Raw genomic sequence first — 12,356 nt, 5'->3', positions numbered from 1 at the left:
GATGTCGCATTTCGACGGAGGTTCCGACCTGGGCGTCCAGGTCGAGGGTATTGGCAAGTCGTTCGGGTCGGTAGCCGCGTTGCGCGACATCACCTTCGACGTGGGCCGCGGCGAGGTCGTGGCCCTGCTCGGTCCGAATGGTGCGGGCAAGACCACTACGGTGGAGATCCTGTCGACGCTGACCACGCCGGATCGCGGCCGTGCCACGGTGGCGGGTCAGGACGTGGTCAGCCACCCGGCGCTGGTGCGCCGGTCGATCATGCTCACCGGTCAGCACGTCGCGCTCGACGACATGCTGAGCGGATACGAGAACCTGGTGATGTTCGGCCGGTTGCAGGGTCTGAGCAAGACCGCTGCCAAGTCGAGAGCCGCCGACCTGCTGCGCCAGTTCGATCTCGAGGACGCCGCGGGGCGACGGGTCAGCACCTATTCCGGTGGCATGCGCCGACGCGTCGACATCGCCTGCGGGCTGGTGGTCCGACCCGAGGTGGTGTTCCTCGACGAGCCGACCACAGGACTGGATCCGCGCAGCCGACAGGCCATCTGGGAATTGGTCACCACGTTCAAGGAGGCGGGCATCGCGACGTTGCTCACCACCCAGTATCTCGAGGAGGCGGACGCCCTGAGCGACCGGATCATCGTGATAGACCACGGCACCATCGTCGCGCAGGGGACCGCCGACGAACTCAAGGAGCGCACCGGCGGCACGTTCTGCGAGATCGTGCCGCGCAATCCGGCCCATTTGCACGCCCTGGTGGAGGCGCTGGGTCCGCTGGTGCCCGCGACCAGCCTGGCGGCGATCGGCCCCGAGTCCGACCGGGTCAGCCTGCCCGCGGCCGATGGCCCCGCCGTGCTGAGTGCGGCTCTTCTGCAGATCAATTCGGCGCACATTCCGTTGGCCGACATCGTGTTGCGCAGGCCGTCGCTGGACGACGTCTTCCTCTCGCTGACCGGGGTGTCGACGTGACCGCGTCCCTCGCTACGGTCGCCCAGAAGCGGCCGGACCCCTCTGGCGCCCAGCAGTGGTGGGTGCTCACCACCCGGCTGATCGCTCCCACGCTGCGCAACGGCGAGGTGGCGGTGGGGGTGGTCGTGTCGGTGGCGGCGACCGCCAGCCTCTACATCCCGCTGAACCGGCTGATGGACGGGCCCGACCTGGGGATGAGCAGCTACGCGCAGTATTTGTTGCCGCTGATAGTGTTGCAGGCCATCGCCTTTGCGTCGATCTCCACCGCCTTCCGGGCTGCGACCGATTCGGTGAAGGGGATCAACCGCCGCTTTCAGTCGCTGCCGATCGCATCGCTGACGCCGCTGGCGGCCCGCATCGCGGCGAGCGTGTACCGCTGTGCGATCGGGCTGGTCGTGGCGCTCGGGTGTGGCTACGCCATCGGCTTCAGATTCCACCGCGGACCCATGGCCATCGCCGTGTTCTGCCTGTTGGTGATGCTCACCGGTCTGGCCCTGGCTTTCCTGGCCGACACCATCGGGGCCAACTCGCGCAACCCCGCCTCGACCGCCCAGTGGCTGTTGTTGCCGCAGTTGATCTTCGGCTTCCTGTCGGTGGGAATTCAACCGCTGCACCGCTTTCCGGGATGGATCCAGCCGGTCGTCGACAATCAGCCCATCTCCCGGCTCGTCTACGCCATGCAGGCACTGGCCGGCGACTCCCAACCCGGTGTCCCGCCGATCACCTGGTCGGTCCTGGCACCGGCGCTGGCCTGGGTGGTCGGCATGATCGCGGTCACCCTGCCCTGGGCGATCACGGTGTACCGGCGGAGAAGCTGATGGTGATCCTCGCGGCGCGAAGCGACGACTCCGAGGCCCGTTCGGACAGCCTGCGCGAGCAGACCCTGGTGCTCACCAAGCGGCTGCTGATCCGGTCGGTGCGCACGCCGATGACGCTCGTCCACGCGCTGCTGTTGCCCGTGGCCTTCCTGCTCACGCTCAAGGTCGTCTTCGGTGACTCGATCACCGCGATCACGGGCGAGGACGCGCTGTACCGCAGCGTGCCGCTGGTGGCTTTGGTGGCCACGATGTCGGGGTCGACGACCGGTGTGGTCGGCATCAACGCCGAGCGGCTCGACGGGTTCCTCTCCCGAATGTGGGCGCTGCCCGTCCATCGCGCCGCCGGACTGCTCGCGCGCCTGGCCGCCGAGACCATCCGCCTGCTCGCCACGACGCTCGTCATCCTCGGCGCCGGAATGCTGTTCGGGTTCCGCTTTCACGTCGGGGTCGGCGCGGCGGTGCTGTGGGTGGCCATACCGGTCATCTTCGGCGTGGCCTTTGCGACACTCGCCAATACGGTCGCGCTGTACTGGCCCAGAGCCGTTCTGGTGGAGGCCATGCAACCGGTGATCATCTTGGGCGCGACCTTCTGTACCGGGTTCGTGCCGCTGGAGCGCTACCCCGACTGGGTCCAACCGCTGGTCGAACACCAGCCGATGTCACCGGCCGTCGACGCGATGCGCGGGCTCTCGGTGGGGGGACCAGTGCTGTCGCCGATGCTCCACCTGCTGGCATGGTGCGCCGCGATCGTCGCGGTGTGCCTGTGGCCGCTCGTGGTGGGCTACCGCCGGGCGAGCACCAGCCGGTGACCCGCATGACGAGGGAAGGTGCACGGTGTTTGGCTCGACCCCGATCCGCTATCTGACGCCGAGCGAGGAGTTCTACGCGACGGCGGAGAACTTCATCGGCATGACCCTGACACTGCACGGACCGGTGGACGTCGGCGCGATGTCGCAGGCATTCGAGACGCTGTTGCAGGTGCATCCGGCGCACGCCGGTCACCTCGATCGGCCCGGCGCCGACGGCAGACACCAAATCATGGTCGACGACTACGAGCACCAGGGGATGTGGGTCGAGAAGCTCGGCGAGACACCGGCTCAGCGGCTCCCCGACCAATCCGAGGCGCTGCTGAACCTGCGTCTCAGGGTCGGGGCGGACCGCTCCGAGCTGACCCTGTACACCCACCATGCGCTGGCCGACGCCCACCACCAGTTCGCCCTGCTGGAGAAGCTGTTCGGCTGGTACACCGACATCGTCGGCGGTGTGGGCGTCGGGCCGGTCGTGACCGAACCCATTCCGGAGTCGTTGGAGGCGGTGCTCACCGAACGCGGCATCGAGAAACTCCAGCGATTCGGCTTGGAGCGCTACCTCCCGGCGATGTTCGCCTACGAGCTGCCGCCCTCGAATCGAAACGCGGGAGCCGGTCCACGGTCGGCTCGGGTGCCGTCGGCGACCTGCCGGCTCAGCCATCAGGAGAGCCGCGATCTGCTCGACGTGTGCGCGGCCCGCCGGGTCAGTGTCAACGCGATGGTGGCCGCGTCGATCTTGTTGGCGGAGTGGAATATCCGCGATACCCCACATCTGCCCATCCCGTACATGTACCCGGTCGATCTGCGCTTCTTCCTGACCCCGCCCGTCGGTGCGACGCAGGCCACCAACCCGGTGGGGATGGCGATGTACCTGGCCGAGATCACCCCGAGGACCGACATCCTCGACCTGGCCCGTGACATCGTCGAGGCGTTCCGTGCCGATCTGGCCGACGGGGTGATCCAGCAGTCGTTCCTGCACTTCGGTTCGCAGTACCAGGGGAACCCGCCGGGCCTGCCGGACGTCGTGATGACCACCGACGGTGGGGAACTGCCGGCGCTGCGCACGCCACCCGGTCTGACGGTCGAGCAGTACGACGTCGAAGTGCTCTTCGCATCGGCGTCCGCGGGTGTCGACATGTACACCTCCGCAATGTATGACGGCCGGGTGGTGATCGGTTACCACAGCCACGGACCGGAACCCGAGCGCCACGTCCGCGAGATCCACGATCTGTTGGCAGACGTCCCGTCCCGCTGCGGCTGGATCACCGAGTAGATGAGACCCGATGGCTCAGTCGGTTTCGCTGCGGAGCTGCTGCAACCCGACCGCGAACCCGTCGGCCAGAGCGGCGGGGTCGGGCAGCAGTTCGGGGCACGCAATCACGCCGATGTGGAGGATCCCGTTGACCGTCCACATGGTGATGTTGACACCGGCACCGTGCAGGACGGGGCCGAACGGGTACATCGCCGTGATCTCAGCGCCGAGGAAGTAACGGGCCTGGGGGCCCGGCACGTTGGACACCACGACGTTGTACATCGGACGGAACCGGGTCAGGCGTGCGTAGGTCCGCTTCGCGATGCCCAGGGTGACGGGCCCGGTGAGCTCACACCAGTCCTGCAGCAGTGTCGCGCCGATCGCCGAACTATGTTCCTTGGCAACGGTATTGGCTGGTGCCATCGCCCTCAGTCGTGTGCCGGGGTCCGCGATCTGCGTCAGGAGTCTGGCGTACATTCCCGAAACCTGGTTGCGCTCGGGGCGTTCGGATGGCACGTGCACCGAGACCGGCACGAGGGCGACGAGCGAGCGGCGGGGCAACTCGCCGCGGTCGAGCAGGAACTGGCGGAGCACTCCGCCGATCAGGGCCATCAGGACGTCGTTGACGGTAACCCCGAAGTGGTTCTTCACTTCCTTCACGTCGTCGAGGTCGAGGCGGGCGAACGCGAGCCTGCGATCCGCTGTGAGGCGGCCGTTGAGCACGGTCCGCGGGGCCGTGAACGGCGCTGTCATGGCGCGGCCGGTCACCGCCCGCCGAACGGTGTCGGCGACCGCCCTGATGGTCGCGGGCAGCAGCGTGACGGCGACGTACAGGGGTCGTCCGGCGAAACGTGCCAGTCCGTCGATGGCGATCGCCCACGAACTCGCGCCGAGCGGCGGATCCGCAGGCGGGGGGTTGGGTTCGGGGTCGATTTCGGTACTGCACAGCTGCGACAGCATCCTGGCGAAGGTGACACCGTCGGCCTCTGCGTGGTGGACCTTGATCAGCACGGCCAGCCGGTGACCGCCCTCGATCACCCACATCTCCCACAGCGGCCGGTCACGGCTGAGCGGCAGACCCGCCAGATAGCTGCAGACGTCCACCAATTCGGCTCGGCCCGCGGGGGCTGGCAGAACGACCCGGTGCACGTGGCGGTCGACGTCGATGGCGCCGTCCGCCAGCCAGACGGGACGACCGAGATACGCCAAGCCATGGGACGGTTTCTCCAGAAACGCGGGCATGCCGCGGACCCGCATCGAGAGGTCATGGCGGAAGCGGGAGTAGTCGTAACCACCCGGAATCGTCGAGACATCCAGTTCCAGTACCGAAATCACCTGCAGGGGCTGCGTCGCGCTCTCGAGGTGGAGGAAGCTGGCATCGAGTCCACTCAACCACCGCGGACGTTGCACGCCATGACGATACGTCCTCAACACCCTGCGGGTACCCCATCTGATCGGAGTCGGCAATGGTCACCCTGATCACCGGGGCATCGACCGGAATCGGCGCGCAGTTCGCCGAGCAGTTCGCCGCACGCGGTGACGATCTCGTCGTCGTCGCCCGCAGCGCCGACAAGCTCGACGCCCTTGCGGCGCGACTGCGGACGGCATACGGCGTCGAGATCACCGTGCTGGCAATGGACCTGTCGGTCCCCACCGCGGCGGGCGACCTGTGGCAGGAGACGAATCGCCTCGGCCTCGAGATCTCCGTGCTGGTCAACAATGCCGGCTTCGGAACCCACGGTGACGTCGCCGACGCAGACCCGCAGCGCCTCGAGGCGGCGGTCGAGCTCAACTGCCGGACGGTCGTCGGCGCCACGGTCCGCTACCTTCCGCAGATGCGGGCCAGGGGCGCGGGCACGATCATCAACGTGGCGTCGATCGCGGCCTTCCAGCCATTGCCGAAGATGGCGGTCTACGGCGCGTCGAAGGCCTTCGTCTTGTCGTTCACCGAAGCGCTCTGGGCGGAGGAGCGCACGCACGGGATCCGCGTGTTGGCGGTGTGTCCCGGGCTGACCGACACGCCCTTCTTCGAGTTGGCCGGTGACGCGGCGGCGACGGCCGCATCCGGTCCGGCAGCCACGGCGGTCACCCGCAGCCCGCAGCAGGTGGTCGACGCGACGATGCGGGCGCTGGCCGGCCGCAAACCCAGCTTCGTCGACGGCGCCGCCAATGCCTTCGTCGCGCGTGTGGTCACCCGGGTGCTGCCCAGACGAGCGTCGATCGCGGTAACCGGCTGGCTAGTGGACGGCTGACGCTACGCGCTGCCGTCCAGCGTCTCGGTCAGATGCCCGGCCAGCGCCCGCGGCGTGCCGAAGGTGACGATGGTCTTGGGTGTCAGGCGGATACCCGTCTGGGTCTCGATGTGGGTCCGTAATTCAAGCGTGCCAAGGGAATCCAGGCCGTGGTCGGCGAACGTACGATCGGGATCGACCGCACGTCGCAGGATCAGGCCGACCTGTTCGGTGACCAGTCTTCGCAGCCGGTTCGGCCACTCGTCCGGTGCCAGCCCAGCGAGTTCGGCCAGCACCGTGGGAACGTCGGTGCCGGTTCGACCGTCGGTGTCGCGGAACGCCTCGGCGAACGGACTGCGCGCGGCCAGCGCCGTCAACAGCGGCATCCCGGTCAACGGGAGGTAGCCGGTGTAGGCCCGGTCGTGACGCAGGATGGCCCGGAACGCGTAGCCGCCGTCCTCGGGACTGATCATCGTGACGTCACCGCGGTCCGCCATCCCGGTGCCGCGGCCGATGTCGGCCCATGGGCCCCACGCGATCGCGTACGCCGGAATGCCCTGGCTGCGTTGCCATGCCGTGAAGGCATCCAGCCAGCTATTGGCGGCGGCATAGGCACCCTGGCCCGGTGAGCCGAGCAGCACGGCGGCCGAGGAGAAGTTGCAGAACCAATCGAGTTGCTGAGCCGAGCTCGCCTGGTGCAGGTGCCAGGCGCCGAAGGCCTTCGGCGCCCAGTCCCGCTCGATCAGATCGTCGGTGACGGTGGCCAGCGTGGCATCGTCCACCACGGCCGCGGCGTGCAGGATGCCGCGCAGGGGCAGTCCGGTGGCGGTGGCGGCGTCGACGAGTCGCGTCGCGGTCTCCGGGTCGGCGATGTTGCCACACTCCACCACGATGTCGGCGCCGTTGGCGCGCAGTCGCTCGATCGTCTTCTGCGCAGCGGGATTCGGTTGCGACCGCGACGTCAGGACGATCCGGCCGCAGCCGCCCGAGGCCATTACCGCGGCCAAGAACAGTCCAAGGCCGCCCACCCCGCCGGTGACGAGGTAGGAGCCGTCGCCACGGAAGACCGGCGCCCGGTTCGGCGGTACCGCCACCCGGATGGATCCGCTCCCGGGTACCGCGAGGACGAGCTTGCCGATGTGCTCGGCGGCGCTGATGGCCCTGATGGCGGTGGCGGCTTCGGTCAACGGGTACACGGTGTGCTCGGGCACGGGTAGCGAACCGGCGCCGACCATTTCGTATACCTCGCGCAGAAGTGCGCCGATCACCTCGGGGGCGCCCGTGGTCATCAAGGCCAGGTCGACGTAGTGGAAGGTCAGATTGCGCCGGAACGGATAGAGGTCGACGCGGGTGTGCTCGTAGACATCCCGTTTGCCGATCTCGACGAAGCGGCCGCCGAAGGCCAGGAGCTCGAGTCCGGCGCGCTGGGCGGGTCCGATCAGCGAGTTGAGCACCACGTCGACGCCGTACCCGTCGGTGTCACGTCGGATCTCATCGGCGAAAGCGATTGAGCGAGAATCATATACGTGCTCGACACCCATGTCGTGGAGCAACTGGCGCCGACGCGGGCTGCCAGCCGTGGCGTAGATCTGGGCTCCGACGTGGCGGGCGATCGCCATCGCCGCCTGACCGACCCCGCCGGTCGCGGAATGGATGAGCACGCGGTCGCCCGGCCCGAGCCTGGCGAGGTGGCACAACCCGTACCACGCCGTGCCGTAGCCGGTGGAGACCGCGGCGGCCTGCTCGGCGGTCAGGCCGGCCGGTAGCGGCGCGACCAGGCGGGCGTCGCAGGTGACGTACGTGCCCCAGCATCCGCCTGCGCCGAAACCGCCTACGGCATCGCCGATTCGGTGGTCGGCGACCCCGGGGCCGACGGCGCTGACGACACCGGTGAAGTCGAGGCCGAGTTGCGGGGCCTTGCCGTCGAACGTCGGGTAGCGGCCGAAGGCGGCCAGCACGTCGGCGAAGTTGATGCTGGAGGCACTGACCGCGACCTCGACCTGTCCGGCCGCCGGTGTCGGTCGTTCGACGGTGACCAGTTCGAGGGTCTGCAGATCACCGGGCGTGCGTACTTGAAGGCGCATGCCGTCCGCTCCGGGATCGACCAGGGTGGTCCGGCGCTCCTCGGCCCGCAACGGCGTGCGCCGCAGCCGCGCCACAAACCGCGATCCCTCTCGCCAGGCGGTGTCGTCCTCGTCCGAACGGCTCAGCAGCTCCGTAGCCAATTGTGCTGCGGACGTGGAGGAGTCGACGTCGATCTGAGTCGGACGCAGCTGAACCTGCTCGGCGCCGATCACCCGTATGAGGCCGCGCACGCCACCGTGCTCGAGGTTGACCCGGTCGCCCGGCGTGACGGCCTGCGCGTTGCGGGTGACGACGTAGAGGCGCGGCGGCCGCTCACCGTCCTCGGACCCGACGTCCGACAGTTCGCGGGCGACCTTCACGACGTGGGAGACCAGATCGCGGCCCCGCCCGGGGCTGGCCGCGGTCGGGTCGCCGTCGGCCGGAGGCGCGAGGACCACGACGCCCGTGAGCCCGGCGGCGTCGAGGCGCTCGTCGGGTGACACCGTCCGGCACCGGACTCCGCAGGCCCCCAGCGCATCGGACAGCCCGGTGGCGAGGGGATCGGCGGCCACGGCGATCAGCAGCCACTCTCCGGTGTCGGCCGCAGCGGTCGGCGGCTCGGTCCGCTCCCAATCGACGGTCAGCAGCCGGTCGGCGAGCACGCGTTCGCGCAGCCCTGCCTTGGTGGCGCCGCTGCCCATCCGCAGTCGGTCGACCGCGAGGATGACGTCGCCGTCGCCGTCGAGCACCTCGAGATTCGCCTCGATCACGGCAGCATCGGACGTCGTCACGGTGACGTGGCAGTACCGGGCGTCGCGGCCCGATCCGAACCGGCGCAGTCGCCCGACGCTCAGTGGCAACAGCAGGCCGATGCCGTCACGCCGGTGGGCGGCCACCGACTGGAAGCAGGCGTCCAGGACGGCGGGGTGGATGCCGTAGCCGGATTGGCCCGCCCGGATGCCCGCGGGCGCACCGATCTCGGCCAGCAGCGTGGCGCCGTCCGCGGTGTGGACGCTGCCCAGGCCGGCGAAGGCGGAACCGAACTCGATTCCCCGCGCGGCCAGCGACCGCCGGACCTCCTCGCCGCCGACCGTGCCCGGATGCGCGGCCAGCAGACCGGCGACGTCGCGGCGTTCCTGCGGGCCGGCAGGGGAAACCGCGTGCAGGTCGGCGGCCGCGCGTCGGACCCGATCGCCCGAGTCGTCGGTCTGCACGGCGAAGGTCGCAACCCCAGGGGCGTCCATCGCGGCGACGGCGGCGACCTCCGTGTGGTCGTCGAGCAACAGCAGCTCCTCGAAGCGAACGTCGCGCACCTCGGCACCGGCGGGGAAGAGCGCATCGGCGGCGGCCAGCGCCATCTCGCAGTAGGCGGCCCCCGGCAGCGCCGCGACACCGTTCACTCGATGCTCGCCCAGCCATGGCTGCACGGCGATTCCGACGTCGGCCTGCCAGGCGTGCCGCTCGGGTTCCTCCAACAGCCGGACGTGGGCCCCCAGCAGGGGATGGGCGGCCACCACGTGACCCGGCCCGCCGCCGGTCCGAGTGAGCAGCAGGGGGCGGTGGGTCCACGTCGGCAATGGCGCGTCGACCAGCCGCCCGCGGGGATGCAGCGCGGCGAAGTCCACCGCCGCGCCTGCGCCGTGCAGGTCGGCGACGAAGTCGAGCGCGAAGTGCGCCTGCGCCTGGTCACGCCTGAGGCTGGCCAGTGCGGCCACCGGCGTCTCGATGCCGTCGGCGGTCTGTTCGACGGCGCGGGTCAGCAGCGGGTGCGGGGACAACTCGGCGAACACCCGGTAGCCATCCTCCAGCGCCGCCCCAACCGCCGCGGAGAAGCGAACCGTCTGGCGCAGGTTGTCCACCCAGTAGCTTGCGTCGCAGGCGGGTGACGTCCGCGGGTCGTCGCGGGTGGTCGAGTAGAACGGGACCGTCGGCGCGCTCGGGGTGAGCTCCGCCAGTTCGTCGGCCAGCGCGGCGAGGATCGGATCCACCTGGGGGGAGTGGGAGGCCACGTCGACCGCGACCTCGCGGGCCAGCACGTCGCGCTGCTCCCAGGCCGCGACGAGGTCGCGGACCGTCTGGGTGTCGCCGCCGATGACGGTGCTCGACGGGGAGGCCACCACCGCGACCACCACGTCGTCGACACCGCGGCTCGCCAGCTCTCGACGCACGGTGGCCTCGGCCAGGTCGACCGACGCCATCGCCCCGGAACCGGACAGCCGCTTCAACAGCGAGGAGCGGCGGCAGATCACCCGCACCCCGTCGGATGGTGACAGCGCGCCCGCGACGACGGCGGCCGCCACCTCCCCCATCGAGTGGCCGATGACCGCACCGGGCCGGACCCCGTAGGCCGCCATCGTCGAGGCCAGCGCCACCTGCATCGCGAACAGCGTCGGCTGGATCCGGTCGATGCCGGTGACGGTCTCTGGCGCCGACATCGCCACGGTCACCGAGAACCCGGACTCCCGGGCGATCAGTGGTTCGAGGTCCGCGACGGCGGCGGCGAACGCCGGTTCGGTCGCCAGGAGTTCGGCGCCCATTGCCGCCCACTGCGAGCCCTGGCCGGAGAACACCCACACCGGGCCGTGGTCGTCGCGGCCCACCGCGGCTGGGATCTGTACCTCATCGGCGGCGATGTCCTGCAACGCAATTCGTAGTTCCTTGACGCCGTCGGCGAGCACCGACGTGCGCACCGGGCGGTGTCCGCGCCTGCGGGCCAGGGTGTAGCCGAGGTCGGCCACCGCCACCGGTTCGGGGTGCGAATCCAGCCAGTCGGCGAGGCGGCCGCAGGTCCGCCGCAGCTCGTCGGTCGACGTCGACGACAGCGAGATCAGAGTGGGCCGCTCGACCGCGTCGTTGGGGTTGGGGGCGTCGGGTAAGGGGGTGGGCCCCTGCTCGACGATCGCGTGCACGTTGGTTCCGGAGATGCCGTAGGACGACACCGCCGCGCGGCGCGGTCCGCTGTGGCCGTCGGCGGGCCACGGGGTGGTCTCACGCGGCACGACCAGTCCGCCGACGACCTTCTCGAGGGTCTCGGACAGCCGGTTGAAGTGCACCATCGGCGGAACCACGCCGTGCTGCAGCTCGAGGATGGCCTTGATCAGACCCAGCGTGCCCGCCGCCGACTCGGTGTGGCCGAAGTTGGACTTCGCCGACCCCAGCAGGACGCTGCCCGTGGCGCCGTAGGTCTGCGACAGGCTCTCGAACTCGATCGGGTCGCCCACCGGGGTGCCGGTGCCATGGGCCTCCACCACGCCCACGGTGTCCGCGTCCACCCCGGCCACCGCAAGCGCGGCACGGGCGGCCGCGACCTGAGCCTCTTGGGAGGGCGTCGCGATGTTCCTGGTGCGGCCATCTGAGTTCGCCGCGGTGCCCCGAATGACACCGAGAATCCGGTCACCGTCGCGCAACGCATCCGGCAGCCGCTTGAGCAGGACCACCGCGCATCCCTCCGAGCGGACGAAGCCGTCGGCCGCCTCGTCGAACGCCCGACACCGGCCGGTCGGCGACATCATGCCCTGGGCGGACGCCCATACCGTGGTCTCCGGCTGCAGGATCACCATGGCACCGCCGGCCAGGGCGAGGTCGCTCTCGGCGCCGTCGAGGCTGCGGCACGCCGTGTGCACGGCCAGCAGGCCGGACGAACAGGCCGTATCGACGGTCAGCGCCGGCCCGTGAAGGTTCAGTGCGTAGGCCACGCGGCCAGACGCCATCGCCGAGGCCACGCCGGTGAAGCCGTACTCGTCGGCCTCGAGGCTGATCCGCATGTAGTCGTCGTGGGACAAGCCGAGATAGACACCCGTCATCGAGCCCGAGAGCGAGGACGGGACGATCCCGGCGTGCTCGATGGCCTCCCAGGACGTCTCCATCAGCAACCGGTGTTGCGGATCGATCGCCGTGGCCGTCGCATCGTCCAGGCCGAAGAACGGAGCGTCGAAACCCCCGACGTCGTCGAGGAACGCGCCCCAGCGGGAGACCGAGCGGCCCGGCACGCCGCGCTCGGGATCGTAGAACTCGTCGGCGTCCCAGCGATCCGCCGGAACCTCGGTGACGAGGTCGGCGCCGCGAAGCAAGGCCTCCCACAGCCGTTCGGGTGAATCGATGCCGCCGGGCAGGCGGCAGGCCATGCCAATCACTGCGATCGGCGTAACCATGGGTTCAGCCACTGGGAGGTCCTAACGGTTGGGCTGCATCCCAGTCGGGGAGCCGGTGAGCTGC

7 protein-coding genes are annotated in these 12,356 nt (G+C 69.8%); 5 read left to right on the top strand and 2 right to left on the bottom strand.

The window, feature by feature from the left end; genetic code table 11:
* Position 1: 1 nt before the first annotated feature.
* From QUE68_RS25855 to QUE68_RS25840, 4 genes are read left to right on the top strand one after another with little or no spacing between them, the layout of a single operon-like run.
* Positions 2-967, top strand: a complete 966-nt coding sequence (locus QUE68_RS25855) for an ATP-binding cassette domain-containing protein (protein ID WP_284234861.1) — start codon at positions 2-4, stop codon at positions 965-967.
* Entirely contained in the window at positions 964-1,785 is an 822-nt protein-coding gene (locus QUE68_RS25850) for an ABC-2 transporter permease (RefSeq protein ID WP_284234862.1), read from the top strand. Before QUE68_RS25855 ends, QUE68_RS25850 begins: the two co-directional genes overlap by 4 nt.
* Positions 1,785-2,594, top strand: coding sequence for an ABC transporter permease (locus QUE68_RS25845; protein ID WP_284234863.1), 810 nt, complete (start codon positions 1,785-1,787; stop codon positions 2,592-2,594). The genes QUE68_RS25850 and QUE68_RS25845 overlap by 1 nt, the downstream gene beginning before the upstream one ends.
* A gap of 25 nt (positions 2,595-2,619) precedes the next feature.
* Complete coding sequence (locus QUE68_RS25840; protein WP_284234864.1) at positions 2,620-3,867, top strand: phthiocerol/phthiodiolone dimycocerosyl transferase family protein; 1,248 nt, start codon at positions 2,620-2,622, stop codon at positions 3,865-3,867.
* Positions 3,868-3,882: 15 nt separating this feature from the next.
* On the opposite strand, the gene QUE68_RS25835 is transcribed toward QUE68_RS25840, so the two are convergent.
* Complete coding sequence (locus QUE68_RS25835; protein ID WP_284234865.1) at positions 3,883-5,256, bottom strand: WS/DGAT/MGAT family O-acyltransferase; 1,374 nt, start codon at positions 5,254-5,256, stop codon at positions 3,883-3,885.
* Between the two features lie 56 nt (positions 5,257-5,312).
* Here QUE68_RS25835 and QUE68_RS25830 point away from each other — a divergent pair, with 56 nt between their 5' ends.
* Entirely contained in the window at positions 5,313-6,098 is a 786-nt protein-coding gene (locus tag QUE68_RS25830) for an SDR family NAD(P)-dependent oxidoreductase (protein WP_284234866.1), read from the top strand.
* Positions 6,099-6,100: 2 nt separating this feature from the next.
* Here QUE68_RS25830 and pks2 read toward each other — a convergent pair whose 3' ends face one another.
* The gene (gene pks2 / locus QUE68_RS25825; protein WP_284236117.1) at positions 6,101-12,292 is read right to left on the bottom strand and encodes a sulfolipid-1 biosynthesis phthioceranic/hydroxyphthioceranic acid synthase; all 6,192 of its coding nucleotides are present in this window, start codon (positions 12,290-12,292) and stop codon (positions 6,101-6,103) included.
* Positions 12,293-12,356: the final 64 nt, after the last annotated feature.

Origin of the sequence: Mycolicibacterium sp. TUM20985, assembly GCF_030295745.1 — a bacterium.
In the GTDB taxonomy this organism is placed as follows: Bacteria; Actinomycetota; Actinomycetes; order Mycobacteriales; family Mycobacteriaceae; genus Mycobacterium.
This window is presented reverse-complemented; position numbering and strand designations above follow the sequence as displayed.

Excerpts from the sequence above, each read along its gene's own strand:
- pks2 (WP_284236117.1), bottom strand. The coding sequence starts at position 12,292 with ATGGTTACGCCGATCGCAGTGATTGGCATGGCCTGCCGCCTGCCCGGC.
- QUE68_RS25855 (WP_284234861.1), top strand. The coding sequence starts at position 2 with ATGTCGCATTTCGACGGAGGTTCCGACCTGGGCGTCCAGGTCGAGGGT.
- QUE68_RS25830 (WP_284234866.1), top strand. The coding sequence starts at position 5,313 with ATGGTCACCCTGATCACCGGGGCATCGACCGGAATCGGCGCGCAGTTC.
- QUE68_RS25845 (WP_284234863.1), top strand. The coding sequence starts at position 1,785 with ATGGTGATCCTCGCGGCGCGAAGCGACGACTCCGAGGCCCGTTCGGAC.